This is a genomic window from Mycobacterium asiaticum (assembly GCF_001673365.1).
GTDB classification, from domain to species: domain Bacteria; phylum Actinomycetota; class Actinomycetes; order Mycobacteriales; family Mycobacteriaceae; genus Mycobacterium; species Mycobacterium asiaticum_A.
Window position 1 is genome coordinate 21,207 of the sequence record NZ_LZLS01000199.1, and the last position, 15,907, is coordinate 37,113.

Below are 15,907 nucleotides of genomic sequence, written 5' to 3' on the forward strand. Positions count from 1 at the left end.
GTACATTGACTCCGTGACGGACTCCGTGACCCCGATTTCCGGGTCGACTGCCAGCGCGATTGCGGATAGCGTCCGCGACCTGGTGTCGCGGGGAGAGTTGGCTCCCGGCGACGCGCTGCCACCGATTCGCACCCTGGCCGGGCAACTTCGGGTCAATCGCAACACCGTGGCGGCGGCCTATCGACAGCTGGTGTCCGCCGGTATGGCGCAAGCCGGGGGGCGTCGCGGGACCGCGATCGCTGACATCCCGCACCTAGATTCGGAGCGACGGCCCGCGGCAAACCTTATTGACTTGGCCAGCGGAAATCCCGATCCGCGATTGTTGCCCGATTTGCTGCAGGCAATCGGTCGGACGCGGTATCAGACAACGCTGTACGGTGCGCCCGCCATCGATGCCGGCTTGATGACCGTCGCGCGGCGACTGTTCGCCGCGGACTTGGGCGAAGCGGAGGACAATCGGGAGATTGTCGTGACCCATGGTGCGGTTGACGCGGTAGAACGGGTGCTCAATTCCTGTCTGGCCCGCGGAGATGCAGTCGCAATGGAGGACCCCTGCTTCCTAGTCAGTATCGGTACCGTCCGCCTCAATGGCTATCGTCGAATTCCCGTCCCGGTCGACAAGCAGGGAATGACAGTGCCGGGCCTGCAAGACGCGATTGCCAACCGTGGTGCCCGGGCCGTCATCATCACCCCGCGGTCGCATAACCCGACCGGCGTGAGCATCGACGCTCACCGTGCCACAAAGCTTCGCAGCGTGTTGGCTAAGTACCCGGAAGTCCTTGTGGTCGAAGACGATTACTTCTCTTTGCTGTCCTCGGCGCCGTACTGCAGGGTAACCCCCGCGTCGACGTACAATTGGGCCCTCGTCCGGTCTGTCGCCAAGTTTCTGGGACCCGATATTCGGCTGGCGCTGGTTGCTACCAACCCTCAAACCGCTCAGATTCTGGGTGCCAGATTACGCGCGGGAAAGACGTGGGTTAGTCATCTGCTGCAGGCCGCCACCGCGACCTTGCTGACCGACCGGGCAACGGCCGCCCAGCTGTCCCGCGCCCGCAAAGCTTATGCCACGCGCAGTCAATTGCTCACGAAAGCCCTTGCGGACAAAGGCATTGCGCCACTTGGTAATCCTGACGGTCTGAACCTCTGGATCGATCTGCCGGATGCGGAATCGGTTGCCACCACGATGACCCGACTGACGGATGCGGGCTGGGCGGTACAGCCGGGCGATATCTTCGCCGTCGACCCATTCCAGCCCCGGCACGGCATCCGGGTAACGTCGGCCACGATCGCCAAATCGGCAGCGTCGGAGTTCGCCGCTGATCTTGCCAAAATATTGGACCCCAATACTTTCCGTTACTGAACTTGCGGTGAATGGGTGCGCAGGGAGGCCCGCTTTCACCGGTCGGGTCCGGCTGTAACGACGACAGTCAACTCATTGTCAGTGCGCTCCACCCGCATTCCGGCCCGGCGGGCGACGGTAGCGACCGCGGCCGCAGTGTCGGGCTCGGCTCGCGTAGTCGCCAGAGCGCGAGCCAGACGGCCCTTGTATGCCTTGTTGAAGTGCGTGACCACGGTTCGTCGACCGTCGGGGTGCTCCGCAAGCACGTCCACCCGGATGGCGCTCGGTGTCCTTCCCAGCGCCCTATACGAGCCCGAGCGGAGATCGACGACCAGATCCTGGGTGGTCAGTTGCGCCAGTATTGGCTCCAGGAGTGGCCGCCATTGGACCGGCAACGTGGGCTTTGCGGGCAATCTCGAACCAGCGGAAAGCCGGTACGCAGGCGCCTGGTCGTCGGCGCGTAACAGTCCGAACAAGGCCGAACCGATGACCAGTCGAGCACCTGCTCGCACTGCCTCAGCGTGGCGCAGCGAATCAATATCCAGAGCGTCATAGAGAACGCCGGTGTAGCGGCGGATTGCAGGCAGAGTCGGCGCAGTACGTAGCGCGGCATTGCGTTCGATCTCGGCGTTTTGTGAAGCGGAGACGCCCAGTGCCGATCTGCACGCCACGGGGTCGGACGCAAGGTCGACGAGTTCGCGAATCAACTCGGACCGCAGTGGGTTCAGTTCCGGGTTGCTGAGTCGCTCCAGTCGCAACGGGGGCCCGTCGCCCCCGCCCCGCTTAGTCTCCGACGGAGGAAGCAGCACAATCACGGGTGCAGACCCTAGTCGGAATCTGTTCCGGCCGTACGGGTAACTTAGGCATGCCTAAGAGAAAGAGGTCTATGCGTTGACTGCCGTCCCGGATGCGCCGATCAGCCAACCGCTGACGGTTAGACAGTCCACCGGACGGGCCAGCGTGATCGGCGCGTTGCGTGAAGATCCGCTCTGGCCGACCCGGCTCTCGGTGCCAACTCTGCTCGGCGCGGCCTCGGGCTACGGCCGGCCCACCCCACTGCCGCCAGGTCCGAAGGGGCTGCCCGTCTTCGGCTCCATCTTCGAGTTGCGCCGTGATCCCTTCGAACTCATCAGCCGCGGTGCCGCCACTTACGGCGACATGTTCCGCATTCCGATGCCGTTGCTCGACATGGTTGCGGTGACCCATCCGGATCTGTTGCGCGAGTTCATGGATGACGCCGACGGCCGGTACAGCCGGTACAGCCCGCTGGGTCCGCTGCTCACCGTAATTGGGGCCAACAGCATCATGTTGGAAGGCCCGAAACTGCGGGAACGCCGGAAAATGCTGATGCCGATGTTCACCCGCCGGCACATGACCGAGATGGCCGAAATTTTCTGCAGCGAGTTCGACGAACGGCTGTCCCGCTGGTCGTCGTGGGCGGGGACCGGACAGACGGTCGATCTGCAGTACGAGATCTCGTTGATCACGTTGAAGGTGTATCTAAAGACGTTGTTCTCCACGACGATCGGCGAGCGGGAGCTGGTTCGGCTGGATGCCGACATGCGGGCGATCACCGGGCTGCTCGGCCTGACCACACTGATGGTGCCGTTTCCGAACCTGCTGCCGCGCAGGGGGCGGTCCAGCCTGGTGCCGGCGCTGGCGCGCATCTACCGGTTCGTCGGGCGGCTGGTCAAAGACCGCAAGGCACACCCGCTGCCGAACCCGGATTTCTTGGACACCCTGCTGGACGCCCGGTATGAGGACGGTTCGCCCATCTCCCGGCCCGACCTGGCTGCCGAGATCGTCGGCTTGCTGGGTGGGGCCTACGACCCGACCGGCGCGGCCCTGACGTGGACGACCGCTTTACTGCTGACCAATCCGGGTCAGTTGACGAAGCTGTACGACGAGATCGACGTGCTCGGTGGGGCGCTGCCGACCTTCGACGATGCCGCCCGGCTGAACTGGGCCAAGGCGTGCTTCGACGAGGGCCAGCGGATGCAGGGGCACCCGTTTTTCCCCAGGTTCTGCATGGCCGACAACGAGCTGGGCGGCTACCGGCTGCCAAAGCTGACCCTGGTGGGTGCGTCGATGTCGGTGGCGCACCGCGATCCACGGTGGTGGCCGGAGCCGGAGCGCTACGACCCGTCCCGGTTCACCGACGCCGACCAGGTGCGGGCCCGGCCGCGATTGGCGTTCATGCCGTTCAGCTCCGGGCAGCACTTCTGCCTGGGCACCACGATGGCCTACATGGCCGCGCAGTTCTTCTTGACGATCCTCTTCCAGCGCTACCGGTTGACGGTCCCGGACGGCTGGCACCCCGAGCCGCAATTCACCTTTTCGGTGGCGGTCAAAGGTGGCCTTCCGGTGACGATCTCGAAGGCCTAGGGCCGCGACTGTGAACTAGCCGACGCAAAACCGGTGTGTCGCGTCGTGAATTTCACTCTCGGCCAAGGCCTTTCTCGTAGAGCTTGCCGCGCAACACAGCGCGCAGCACCTCGCGAAACGATGCTCCACCGGCGACGCGGCCCTCTTTCGACCAGGCGACGAAAAACCCGATCACCTGACGCCAGTGTTTCTTTCCGGCCTGCACCGGCGCGTCGTTTAGCACGCAACGCGCGTCGATCAGGAACGGGCGCGGCGCGCTGATCGCTTGGGTGAAGGCCGCGCGGAAATCGCCCAAGGTGTCGACTCGGCGCGACGCGATGCCGACGGATGCCGCGTACCGGGCGAAATCTATGTCCGGGATCGCAGAGCCGCGGTCTGGCCAGCCCATGATCTCGCTCTCGAACTTGATCGCGGCCAGCGCCGAGTTGTTGACGACGACGAAGACGACCGGTTTGTCGATACCGGCCGCGGACTGAATCTGGCTGAGCGTCACCGACGTTCCGCCGTCGCCGGCCACGGCGATCGCGAGCTGACAATCGGTTCGGTTCGTCGCGACGGCGATTGCCGCGGGTACCGCGAAACCCATGGTGCCGAACGACGCCGACCAGATGCTGTGCGTCATCGAGGTGATGTAGCGGTACACCCACAACGTGTTGACGCCGACGTCCGCGCACAGCGTGCAGCTGCCGTCGAACCGGACCAGTTCCTCGTTGATCGCCTTGGTGAGACTCGACGCGCGCAGCGGCGCGCGTTCTGCGCGGCGACTGCGCCGCGGGGTGCGGGGAGATCGGGTAGGCCGCTGCGCGGTCGTGCCGCCCAGCGCGCCGACCATCGCCTCCAACGTCGCCGTGGCATCGCCCAGCACGCAGATGTCGTCCTCGGCGAGCCGCAGCATCGCGTTCGGGTCGACGTTGACCACGACAGTCCGGCCGGTGGCGCCCAGATCGAAAGCCGAGCCTCTGTTTGACACCCCGACCAGCAGCAGCACGTCGGCCTTCGCGACCGAGTGAAACGCCCGCAGGTCGCCCGAACCGCCGACTCTGCCATGGGCACGCAGGCCCGGGTCACCGACCACCGAGTCCCCGCCCATCGTCAGGTGCACGCGGCAGTTCAACGCTTCCGACAGCGCGCTGAGCAGCTCCGAGCAACCCGCAGCCCCGCGTCCCGCGACGATCGCAACGCGCTTGGCATCGCGCAGCGCGTCGATCGCTTCGGCGAGCGCCGACTCGTCGGGGGCTGTGGGTCGCAACGCCGCGAATTGAACATGGGCAGAATCGATTTCGGACCATGGCGCCGCCAGCGCGCCGGGCCGGACCTGCAGATGCACCACGCCTGTTCCCGGCGCCGTGGTGGCTGCGCACGCTTGTCGCAGGGTGGCCGCAGCCGTGGCCGCATCGTCGACCACATAGCGTGCCACGGCGACTTCCTCGAGCACCCGGCTCGGGTCGATGAGCCACTCTTGCGATTCGACCGTAACGACCAGGATCCTGGCGCGATCCAGCGCCGCGTCGTAGATTCCGTTCAGCTGCAACAGAAGTGCCGCCGGGCTCGTGGCGACCGTGCCCGACGACTGGCTGCCGGACTTCCGCAATGCCGAGGCGTTCATCGAGGGTGCTTGGGCGTTGGCGCTGCGTTGGGCGGTAGCGAAGGCGGGCAGGACCTGCGCGCAGAACTCGCTGATCTGTACCGGCGCACCCAGGTCGGCGTCAAGTCTTTCGGCCAGCGATCGCTCACCGGGCGGCGCCTCGACGCGGGCTGATGTCGTGTCGCGCGGTAGGGCGACGATGTCGGTCCGCAGTGCGAACGCCTCGTTCAATTGCGCTATACCGGAGAGCTTTTCGGCACTGTCGGAGCAGACAACAGTCAGGTCGGCGGCGGCACTGGCCAGGCTGGACAGGTCCGCGACGAACTGACTCAAGTGCGCATGGTCGGTGACCACCGTGGTTTGTGCAGTCCCGGCTAGCGCGGCACCGATGCCCAGCGGAAGTGCTGCGCCAGGAACCCCTGCCAGACTGGAAAATCCGGGGACGTCGTCGAGGTCGGTGAATACGGCTTCGGGCTGTGTGTCGCCCGGCTCGGGCTGCGAGTCCAGGATCGTGTGCAGGGTGGCTTCGACGTCGCAAACGATCTGTCTGAGGTAGGGCACCTGCTGGGCCGTGCGCCGCCGGTCGGTGAGTTCGAGCAGGTTCGCGTACCCGTGCACGCGGTGTTTGAGCAATGGACTCGAGCGTCCGAGCACCAACACGTCCCTGGCCGGAATCACGCCGGATTCCCTCACGTCGTGCAGCGGACAGCCGATCCGTTTCGAAAGCTCTTGTGCCAGTGCGTTGTACGTGCCGTCAGCACAGGACAGCACGATGGCCAGATCGTCGGATTCGCAGAACTCGGCGAGCGCACGCAGCTCCTCCTTGCTCGGCACGCCCGCGAGCGGCAGTTTCGGAACGACGAGTCCGGCGCCCGCCGCGCCGATCGGCGCGTAGAGCACGTCGCCGGGGATTGCCACGTGGCACGCAGTGGATTCGTGCACCGCGCGGACCGCGGAACGGGCGAACCGTTCGAACTGGCTCGGGTTGTGGATCTGAACCGACGAGGAGGTGCACGGCTTGAACAAGGCTTCGGAGTCGATCTCCTGGAAGGCTTCCCGGCCGATGCTGGCGAGTGGAACCTGACCGCTGATGGCCAGCAACGGGATTCGCCCGAGGAAGGCTTCGTAGGCTCCGGCAACCAGATTGGTTGCGCCCGGGCCGGCGGTTCCGAAGCACACGCCCAACCGCCCGGAGGCTTTGGCATACCCGACCGCCATCAGTGCCGCCGCCGTTTCGTGCCGGGTGCTGATGACCCGTATCTCGCTGCGTTTGCTTGCGGCGTGAATTAGCGAATTCACCGACTCCGCGGGCATTCCGAACAGGTATTCGACACCCAGGCGGATCAGGTAATCCACCAGTTCGTCGGCAAATCGCTGCCGTCCGAGCGTGTTTGACAGCAGATATCGGTTATGCATTCTGCAGGGCCCGGCTGTAGCTGCGCAACGATTGCATCACCGCGTCCACAGACTCCTTGGACTGGACGGTGATCCGCACGCCAACCCCGGGATACTCGCGCAGTAGTATCCCGTCGGCGAGCGCATGCCGGAACAAGCCGCCCGAATCGGGGTTGGGCAGCCAGACGAAATTGCCTTGCGAGCCGGCCCCGGACGCGAGTCCCTCCTGAGACAGGAAGTCCTCCAAGCATTTCCGAGCCTGCACCACATCGGCCACGCGTTGTGCCAGTTGGCGTGGATGCTTCAGCGACTCCGTCGCGATACTGATCGAAAGCGAGTTCACCGCGTACGTCGGGACCGCGGCCCGGACCCGCGCGGCTAGGGCGGCGCTACTGAAGACGCCGTAGCCGATCCGCAACCCGGCCAGCCCGTAGGCTTTCGAGAAGCTGCGCAGGACGGCTACCCCGTCCATCACCTCGACGATGCGCCTCACCGCGTCGACGGGCATAGTCTCGTCGGACTCCGCATAGGCTTGATCGACTACGAGCAGAACGCTTTTCGGGATTTCCCGCCGAAGCCGAGCAAGTTCGTCCAGGCTGACCGGCGCCCCACTCGGGTTGTGCGGGGCGGCGATAATTACCTGCCGAGCCGACGGGTCGAGGCGGGACAGGATGCTGTCGAGACATTGAGTTCCCGGTGGGGAGCTGGCAACCGCCACCGGAGTGCCGCCGGCTCGCGACACCAGCACCGCATATTCGTCGAAGGTGGGTGTGCCGAAGATGGTCGAACCTCTGGGATGCGGGTCCGCGTGCAGCAGCGCGTCTAAGACGCCGAGACTGCCTGGGCCAATGACGATCCGGTCTCTCGCCACCTGGTGCAGCGCGGCGATCTGCGCGGTCAGCGCTGCGACACAGTGGTCTTCGGGATAGCGGTGGAGGGTATCGGCACCCGATGCGAGGAGTTTTCGGATTTCAGGCAGCGGATCGAGATGCAATTCGTTGCGGGAGAGGTCGAATTCGACCCGCGGCGCCCTCTCACGGCAGTTCAAAGTCCTCGGTCCTTCTGGTATCGAGGCCGAGTCGGTCGGTGAACAGCATGATGGCGAAGCCGACAATCACCACCGCGACTGATGCTGCCGTGCAACGGTCGATCAAGACCAGCGTCGAGAGATAACCGACGGAGACGAACATGTCGTCGCGCAGCATGTCGTTGGACGACTTCTGGTCGACCGTGTGCACCAGGCGCCATGCCTGAAAACAGGCCACCGGGAACCAGATCAGAGCGATCAGGTACTTCGGAGCGAGCCCGCCGACAGCCACCGGAACCACGATGGCGCCGTACACCAGCACGGTCGCGACTGCCGCGATTGTCGCCGCGCGGCGCCGGGTGGCGCTCAACGTCGCCGATGTCGTCACGTGAACCCGCTTGTCGCCCTCGTAATCTGGCACGTTCTTGGTGAGGCCTTTGGCGCAGAACCAGACGAACAGGTAGAGCGCGAGAGCGCAGTACTGTGCGTTGGCCAACACGTGCAGTTTCAAGTCAGACGCCAGCATGGCGCTCACGTAGGGATAGGCGACCGCGTTGGCGAAATAGAGAATTCCGATCCGGGGCCGTGCCTTCATTCGCAGCGGCCGGAACGAATACTGTTGGCAGCCAATCAAAGCCAGAAACGTCAGACCGGCGAAGTACGGGTTGACCAACAGTGAAAGCCCGAAGATTACCGCTGTCAGTTGATGGGTGTGACGCAGCAACCGGTCCCTGCCGTAGCGGCTGAGTTCATAGACCCGCGCCGGGATGTTCTCGTTGTCTTCCACGACGTCGGTGTAGATGTTGTACAGGTTGGCTATCGCGGCGATGTGATAGGACACCACCATCCCCACGACGAGCGCCAAGGGCGACACACCGCCCGCGACGATACTGGCGAGGTAGAACGCGAGCATGCCCGGAATCGCGGTGCGCGGTCGCGAAAACGCCACAAATTGCGCGACCCGCCACCTGGCCGGTGCCGCGATGCCCAGCGAGTCTTTCGCCAGTGCCAACCGCTGCGCACTGTCCATCGCCAAAAACTCGGCCAGACCCGACGATCCGGCTGTGCGGGACCGGTCGGGGACTACGAGTTGGCTCTCCTCCATGCGCTACTCGACCTCCAACGCGTCCACGATCGTCGACTTCGCGGCACGAGACGCGGGAAGCAAAGCGCCGCTCCAACACAGGATCACGGCCACCACGACGCTGAGTAAGTCCAGCGGCGAAAACGAGTACCGCACAGTGATAGCGGTGACCGAACTCATGATGAGGGTGCCGAGGCGGTGTACCACAACGGCGGTCAGCACCCCGATAACGCCGCCGAGCAGGGCGATGCTCGTCGACTCGACCAGGATCGTCTTGGTGATGTAGCGACGGGAGGCGCCCATGGCGCGCAGTACTCCGATCTCCCGCTTGCGCTCGATCACCGAGATCATGAACGCGTTGAACAGCGCCATCGCCGCCAGCAGTGCCACGATCCACTGCACGAACACCGCGAGCGACCCGATCTGGGCTACCGCGCCCTTGCCGGAGTCAAGGGCGTCCTGTCCGGTGAACGCATACGAACCCGTTGTGGCAGCGATCTTTTCAAGTTGAGCCAAAGCCGCCGGTGCATCGTTCGGGGTGGCGAGGTGAACCTCGAGGTAGGTGGCGCCGTCGCGCTGCAGCCACGACTTCATGTGGGCCAGCGAGATTGCGATCATGCCGCGCTCGGTGGTGAGGTAGTCGACCACGCCGAGGATTTGCACTGCCTGCTCGCCGGATGGCGTGCTCAGTGTCAGTTTGTCACCGGCATCGAGGTTCAGGTGGCGCGCGAGTTGGCGGGAGATCACGGCGCCGTCGCCGGCTTCGACCTTGCTCCGCACCGATGGCGTCATCGCGGAGAAGGCCGGCGTCACGGTGCCGGGATCGGCTCCCACCATCAGAACGCGGTCGCTACCTACGTTGATGTAGGCGTACTGAACGGACTTCACGGCGACGACACCCGGGATCGCACCGACTTTCGCTTCCGTTCCATTGGGAAGCAATGGGCTAACCGGGACAACGTCTTTCGATGCGGACGCCAGGTACATGTCCGCTTTGGCCAGGGAAGTGAAGAAGCTTCCAGTGGAGTTCACCACGTCGGTCAGCACGCCGCTTGTCACGCTGCCCAGCGCAACTGCGATGGTCACGATCATCAGGTTCGCCCATGTGCGTTTGGCGGATGCCGTCATTGTCGACCTGCTCACCTGACCGCTCGGACCCATCAGCGCGGCGATGCGACTGCTGGCACCCACCAGGGTCGGTCCCAGCGCCCAGCACAATGTGAGGACACCGACCAGTACCAAAACACCGCCGGCGAAAGTCTTTTCGTCGTGTAGCCGCGTCGCGGTGAGGAATGCCGCGACGATCAGTAGCGCGCCGATGACGGCGCCGAGCCAGTGCGGCTTAGTGCGGTCATCGCCCAGGCTCTCCAATTCGACGGGCCGCATGGCGGCGATAGGCGAGGCCCTGAACACGACCAGAGCCGGCCATGCCGCACCCAGAACACAGGCGACGATGCTCAGTGCAACGACGACGCCGACGGCGGTGCCCGGAAAGAAGAACTGGGGTTTGACGTCCACGGACTGCAGCATCAGCGGAGGCAGGCGTTTGATCGCGAGAAAGCTCATACCCGCTCCCAACGGAGCACCCAGGCAGCCGCCTAAAAATCCCATGATCGCCACTTCCGCCAGCAGGTCTCTGGCCAGGTGACCACGTCTGGCGCCGAGGGCTCGCAACGTGGCGATCATCGGACGTCGTTGCACGACAGCCATATTCATCGTGTTGAACACTATGAACATCGCCACTACCAACGCGATCGAACCGACCAGCAGCAAGGTGTCGCGGGTCAGCGAGACAGAGTTGTCGGTTTGAGCCACCCGGAACTGCGGCTCGGCGACGACGGCGCGGTGGTCGACCACCCGGACCAGCTCGGCGCTGAGGGCCTTGAGGTCGGCACCGGGTTTGGCGACCACGAACACCGAGCTAACCCGACCCGGTTGGCGTAACAGCTGCTGCGCCACCGGAAGTGGCACGATCAGGTAGTCGCCGGAGTTGTACTTCTCGGCGAGGTCGCCCTTGGGTACGAACACCACGTTGACGCGGGCGCCGTTGACCTGCACCGAGCCGCCCGCGGCGGTCCCGAGGCCGGGTCCGGCGATCGCGCCGTCGGCCAATGACCCGTGCGACTTGTCGCCTTCGGCCTGCTGCACCAGCTCGTTGCCCACCCGGTTATCAAGTACCCGAATGTTCGGGCTGACCCCCAAAAGTGTTGTGCCGGAACGGGGTGTGCTGATCGTGGCTTTCACGATCGGCTCTGCGGCGGCGACGCCGTCGACCTCGCGCAGCTGATTAACCAGCCCCTCGGGCATGCCGCTGTCCGCTGCGCCAGTGATTTCAAAGGCGGCCTTGCCGTAAAGGTCTTCGGACATCGTGGCGACCGATTTGGTCAGCGAACCGTAGATGCCGGCGATCGCCACCAGCAGTGCGCTCGCGATCATGACTGCCGCCACGCAGCTCAACGACCGCTTCCAGTGCGCAACCGCGTACCGCAGGTTGAGCAGCCTGAAACGGACTGCGGCCGAGGCGATCATGCGTGTTCGACGACTTTGCCGTCACGCATCACGATCTCGCGGTCGGCGGCGGCCGCAATTGCCGGGTCGTGCGTCACCATGATCACCGAGCACTCGCCGTCGTCGGCGATCTTGCGGAGCAGAGCCAGGATGTTCTTGCCGGACTCCGAGTCCAGGTTCCCGGTCGGCTCGTCGGCCAGCACGACGCCCGGTTTCATGATCAGCGAACGGGCGATCGCGACTCGCTGCATCTGTCCGCCGGAAAGTTGCGAAGGCTTGTGGTCGATCCGGTCGCCGAGGCCCACCATCCCCAGCAGGTCGCAGGCATCCTTTCGCGCGACCTTCATGGACGACCCGTCGAGGACCCTGGGCATCGCCACGTTCTCCCACGCGCTCAACGTGGGCAGCAGGTTGAAGAACTGGAAGATGAACGACACCTTGCGTCGGCGGTATTCGGACTGTTCGTCGTCGGTCTTCTTCGACAGCTCTTCCCCGTCGACTGTGATGGAGCCCTGGTCGGGCCGGTCGATGCCGCCGATCAGATGCAGCAGCGTGCTTTTTCCCGAGCCGGATGCTCCGGTGATGGCGACCAGCTTGTCGTTGCCGAGCGTCAGCGTGACATCGTCAACAGCCTTGACCAACTCTTGGCCCCGCTGATAGGTCCTGCTCACCGCAGTGATCTCGATCAGCATGAAGCTCCTGGGTGTTTATGGGGCCGCCCGGCAATTCAGGACAGGCTAACCTTACACACCGTTAATTTTCTACGTCGCCCATTGCTGCAAATGAATCGTTCGCTTACTCAGAATCCAGTTCGGGACCATCGTCAGTCCGACATCGCGAACCCGCACCAGCAACGGATGGCTCCACTGGGCGGCGATGCCGATCCCATGCGACTCTCGCGCGATGCTCTGGGTGCGCGGCCGGCGTAGGCGGTCGTACCGGTCCAGTGCCGAGGTGAGGTTGTCCGGTTTCGATGCCAGTAGGGCGCAGAGCGTCGCGGCATCCTCCAGCGCCTGGTTGGCTCCCTGGCCGAGGTTGGGCGACATCGCATGTGCAGCATCACCGATCAGCACCGTGTTGCCATGTACATAGGACTTCAGCGGACCTTCGAGTTCCTCGCTATGGGTGTAGTGCACGGCATCGGGATCGGTCGCCTCGATCAATTCGGCTATCGGCTCGTGCCAGGACCCGAACCGGTCCCGAACCTCCGCGAGCGCCGCCGCACCCGTTTCGTGGTGTGCGCTCGCCACGACACCGAACCAGTACACGCGGCCGTCCTTGAGCGAGACGAGCCCGAATCGCTGGCCGGATCCCCATGTTTCGCCGCCGTCCCCGACCGGGACCGGATGAGAGGTGAGCGCGCGCCAGACGCCGTAACCGCTGCGCCGGATCGGCCGGTCCTGCGGCAGGCTGGCGCGGACTCGGCTGCGGATACCGTCGGCGCCGATGATCAGGTCGGCGCCGTCCACGACGCGGCCGTCGTCGGTATGGACGGCGCCGTCGGTGACCGCGACCACCGGGCGGCCCCATTCGACGGTGCCCGGAACAAGCGAATTCAGTAGTGCTGCATGCAATTCGGTGCGGTCGACCGCCCGCAGGTGTTGGCTGGCGGCAGGTGCAAACGTCACCAAGTAGCGGCCATCCGGCTTGCGTAGGCCGGACTTGGTGAACGGCGGCGTGTCGGCGCAGATTGCCCGGACCGCGTCCCCGAGTCCGAGTTCATCGAGGGCCTGAAATCCGTTTCCGAAGATTGAGAGCCCGGCTCGCGACGGCTGCGGGTCCCGCGCGCGCTCCAGTACCTGGACTTCCCACCCGGCGCGCTGTAATCCGCTGGCGACGGCCAGCCCGGCGATTCCGCCGCCAACCACAACAGCTTTCATGCGCGGTCAGCGTAGTCAGGACGAGACGCGGGCCGTTCACGGGACCGAGGGGGGCACGCTGAAGGCGCAAGTCGGTGTGATGTCTTGAGAGATAGCACTAGATACGTCCCGCGTAAAAAATTCGGATCAACGGATTGTGCTACAATCGAACGTATGTTCGAGATGGGTGAGGGTCGGCTTGCGATTCAGGATCCGCAGGTCTTCCAAGCCTGGCTGCATGACATGTACGAGCTGCAGCGCAAGGCGCTGCGGGCCGCCACGGAGGAGTCCAGGGGGTGGATCGAGGCGATCCGGGTTGGCTCTCGGGTAGAAAATCAGGCCGCCGCGGCCCAGTTGGTGGCGATCGGAGAGCTGTTTCGCCATCGGCTCGCCCACAGTGGCGAGACTGAGGATTGGGCGATCGACACGATGGAGGCCGTGGCTGCGGAGGTGGCTGCGGGCCTCAAAATCAGCCAGGGCCGGGCCTGTGACCGGTTGGTGTTGGCGCGCGCACTGAGCGAGCGGCTCCCGCGCACGGGAGCGGTGTTGCGTGCCGGGCTGATCGATGTCGCGGCGTTCGCCACGATCGTGTTCCGTACCGACTTGATCACCGACCCCGAGATTTTGGCCCTCGTCGATGAGCGCGTGGCGGCCAATGTGGCACGGTGGCCCTCCCTGACCGCTGCACGGTTGGCCAAGAAGGTCGATGCCATCGTGGCCCGCGTCGACGCGGATGCGGTGCGCCGCCGCAAAGAACGCAACACCGATCGCGAACTGGTCATCGGTGAGGACCAGGACGGGGTGTCCTCGGTGGAGGGCCGGGTCCGAACCACCGACGCACACGCCTTGGACGCGAGCCTGTCAGCGTTGGCAGCCACCGTGTGCCCCCATGATCCGCGCACCCACCAGCAGCGCCGCGCTGATGCGATAGGGGCCTTGGCTGCCCGTGCCACCCGGCTGGCCTGCCTGTGCGGTCGCACCGACTGCACCGCGGGGGCGCGCCGGCCGGCCTCGCCGGTGATCATCCACGTCATCGCCGAACAAGCCACCCTCAACGGCACCGGCAACACCGCGGCTGCCGAGATCGGCGCCAACGGCCTGATCACCGCCGACCTGGTGGCCGAACTCGCCCAATCCGCCCACCTGGTACCCCTGATCCACCCCGGCTACAGCCCACCAGAGCCGCAGTACCGGCCCTCTACGGCACTGGTTGACTTCGTCCGGGCCCGCGACCTGACGTGTCGGTTCCCCGGCTGCGACACCGCGGCCACCCACTGCGACCTCGACCACACCATTGCCTACGCCGCAGGTGGAGCCACCCACGCAGGCAACCTCAAATGCCTGTGCCGCAAACACCACCTGATCAAAACCTTCTGGGGCTGGCGCGACCAACAACTGCCCGACGGCACCCTGATCTGGACCTCCCCCGCAGGCGACACCCACGTCACCACCCCGGGCAGCGCCCTGCTCTTCCCCAGCCTGTGCCACGCCGTGGGCGGCATCCCCACCCCCGAAACCGTTGCGGACCAGGACTACTGCACCGAGCGCACCGCGATGATGCCCAAACGCCGCCGCACCCGCGCCCAAGACCGCGACTACCGCGTCGCAGCCGAACGCCAGCACAACCGCCAAGCACGCCAACCCGCCTACGTCAACAACGCTGACCCAACCCCACCCTGCAACGACCCCCCACCCTTCTGACAATTCGTTTGTCCCCCGTGCCCAGGGGTACCCGTAGTGAATGGCACGGTTCGGCTACACCTTGATGACAGAGCAGACGGGCCCCAAAGAGCTTGTGCGCGACGCTGTTTCAGCTGAGCAGCGCGGTTTTGACTTTGAAGTCTGCAGTGATCACTTCTCGCCGTGGCTCGCCACGCAGGGTCACGCCCCCAATGCCTGGGCGGTCCTGGGGGCGGTTGCGCACGTTACCGAACGGGTGGATCTCTACTCCTACGTGACGTGTCCGACGCTGAGATACCACCCCGCAGTCGTTGCGCAGCAGGCAGCCACCGTGCAGATCCTCGCCGACGGCCGGTTCACCCTGGGGGTGGGCAGCGGCGAAAACCTCAACGAACATGTCGTCGGCCAGGGCTGGCCCGCAGTTGAACGACGCCAGGACATGCTGCGCGAAGCCATCAAGATCATCCGCGAACTCTTCGGCGGGGAGTTGGTGAACTTCCGCGGCGAGTACTTCCAAGTCGACTCCGCCCGACTCTGGGACCTCCCGGACGTCGCCCCGGCCATCGCGGTGGCAATGGCCGGTGCCAAAGGCGTCGAGAAATTCGGCAAGCTGGCCGATCATCTCATTGCGGTGGAGCCCGACCAGGAATTAGTGGACGGGTGGCGCACCGCCCGGCAGAGCGGCGGCTGGCCCGGCGCGGGACGCGTGGTGGGGCAGTTGCCGGTGTGCTGGGATCCGGACCGCGACGCGGCCATCGCACGCGCCCACGACCAGTTCCGCTGGTTCGCCGGCGGTTGGGGCGTTAATGCGGATCTACCGACGCCCGCCGGTTTCGCGGCCGCTACGCAGTTCGTGCGGCCCGAGGACGTGGCGGAAAGCATTCCGTGCGGACCGGACCTGGACGCGATCGTCGATGCCGTCAAACCGTACTGGGAAGCGGGCTTCAGCGATATCGCCCTCATCCAGATCGGCGGCCAACACGTCGCCGTCGATGTTGCCCATGACTTCGTTGACGTCGATGGCGGCGTCGCCGTGCTCCTCTAG

11 protein-coding genes are annotated in these 15,907 nt (G+C 65.1%); 4 read left to right on the top strand and 7 right to left on the bottom strand.

Translation table 11 applies throughout. From position 1 onward, the window contains the following. Window positions 1–13: 13 nt before the first annotated feature. A complete protein-coding gene (locus tag A5634_RS23465; RefSeq protein ID WP_253861847.1) occupies window positions 14–1,360 on the top strand; it encodes an aminotransferase class I/II-fold pyridoxal phosphate-dependent enzyme in 1,347 nt (448 codons plus the stop codon). A 35-nt stretch (window positions 1,361–1,395) separates the two neighbouring features. Here A5634_RS23465 and yaaA read toward each other — a convergent pair whose 3' ends face one another. Further along, window positions 1,396–2,154, bottom strand: a complete 759-nt coding sequence (yaaA, locus tag A5634_RS23470) for a peroxide stress protein YaaA (RefSeq protein WP_065146431.1) — start codon at window positions 2,152–2,154, stop codon at window positions 1,396–1,398. 76 nt (window positions 2,155–2,230) lie between these two features. Between yaaA and A5634_RS23475 the strand changes: the two genes are divergently transcribed. Beyond that, window positions 2,231–3,724, top strand: a complete 1,494-nt coding sequence (locus tag A5634_RS23475) for a cytochrome P450 (RefSeq protein ID WP_253861849.1) — start codon at window positions 2,231–2,233, stop codon at window positions 3,722–3,724. 52 nt (window positions 3,725–3,776) lie between these two features. On the opposite strand, the gene A5634_RS23480 is transcribed toward A5634_RS23475, so the two are convergent. From A5634_RS23480 to A5634_RS23505, 6 genes are all read right to left on the bottom strand, one after another. Continuing rightward, on the bottom strand, window positions 3,777–6,725 hold the full coding sequence (locus A5634_RS23480; RefSeq protein ID WP_065146432.1) for a thiamine pyrophosphate-binding protein: 2,949 nt from the start codon (window positions 6,723–6,725) through the stop codon (window positions 3,777–3,779). After that, window positions 6,718–7,752, bottom strand: coding sequence for a pyridoxal phosphate-dependent aminotransferase (locus A5634_RS23485; protein ID WP_065146433.1), 1,035 nt, complete (start codon window positions 7,750–7,752; stop codon window positions 6,718–6,720). Before A5634_RS23485 ends, A5634_RS23480 begins: the two co-directional genes overlap by 8 nt. After that, a complete protein-coding gene (locus tag A5634_RS23490; protein WP_065146434.1) occupies window positions 7,739–8,836 on the bottom strand; it encodes a UbiA family prenyltransferase in 1,098 nt (365 codons plus the stop codon). Before A5634_RS23490 ends, A5634_RS23485 begins: the two co-directional genes overlap by 14 nt. Before the next feature lie 3 nt (window positions 8,837–8,839). Then, on the bottom strand, window positions 8,840–11,344 hold the full coding sequence (locus A5634_RS23495) for an FtsX-like permease family protein (protein WP_065146435.1): 2,505 nt from the start codon (window positions 11,342–11,344) through the stop codon (window positions 8,840–8,842). Beyond that, entirely contained in the window at window positions 11,341–12,015 is a 675-nt protein-coding gene (locus tag A5634_RS23500; protein WP_065146436.1) for an ABC transporter ATP-binding protein, read from the bottom strand. The genes A5634_RS23495 and A5634_RS23500 overlap by 4 nt, the downstream gene beginning before the upstream one ends. A gap of 69 nt (window positions 12,016–12,084) precedes the next feature. Next, window positions 12,085–13,203, bottom strand: a complete 1,119-nt coding sequence (locus A5634_RS23505; protein ID WP_065146437.1) for an FAD-dependent oxidoreductase — start codon at window positions 13,201–13,203, stop codon at window positions 12,085–12,087. 153 nt (window positions 13,204–13,356) lie between these two features. Here A5634_RS23505 and A5634_RS23510 point away from each other — a divergent pair, with 153 nt between their 5' ends. Together A5634_RS23510 and A5634_RS23515 are read left to right on the top strand one after the other, a co-directional pair. Next, a complete protein-coding gene (locus tag A5634_RS23510; protein ID WP_081290616.1) occupies window positions 13,357–14,883 on the top strand; it encodes an HNH endonuclease signature motif containing protein in 1,527 nt (508 codons plus the stop codon). Between the two features lie 40 nt (window positions 14,884–14,923). Beyond that, the gene (locus A5634_RS23515) at window positions 14,924–15,907 is read left to right on the top strand and encodes an LLM class F420-dependent oxidoreductase (RefSeq protein ID WP_081290617.1); all 984 of its coding nucleotides are present in this window, start codon (window positions 14,924–14,926) and stop codon (window positions 15,905–15,907) included.

Bases quoted from the DNA above. Each gene is read 5' to 3' on its own strand.
- A5634_RS23480 (WP_065146432.1), bottom strand. From the start codon at position 6,725: ATGCATAACCGATATCTGCTGTCAAACACGCTCGGACGGCAGCGATTT.
- A5634_RS23490 (WP_065146434.1), bottom strand. From the start codon at position 8,836: ATGGAGGAGAGCCAACTCGTAGTCCCCGACCGGTCCCGCACAGCCGGA.
- A5634_RS23495 (WP_065146435.1), bottom strand. From the start codon at position 11,344: ATGATCGCCTCGGCCGCAGTCCGTTTCAGGCTGCTCAACCTGCGGTAC.
- A5634_RS23500 (WP_065146436.1), bottom strand. From the start codon at position 12,015: ATGCTGATCGAGATCACTGCGGTGAGCAGGACCTATCAGCGGGGCCAA.
- A5634_RS23505 (WP_065146437.1), bottom strand. From the start codon at position 13,203: ATGAAAGCTGTTGTGGTTGGCGGCGGAATCGCCGGGCTGGCCGTCGCC.
- A5634_RS23510 (WP_081290616.1), top strand. From the start codon at position 13,357: ATGTTCGAGATGGGTGAGGGTCGGCTTGCGATTCAGGATCCGCAGGTC.
- A5634_RS23515 (WP_081290617.1), top strand. From the start codon at position 14,924: ATGGCACGGTTCGGCTACACCTTGATGACAGAGCAGACGGGCCCCAAA.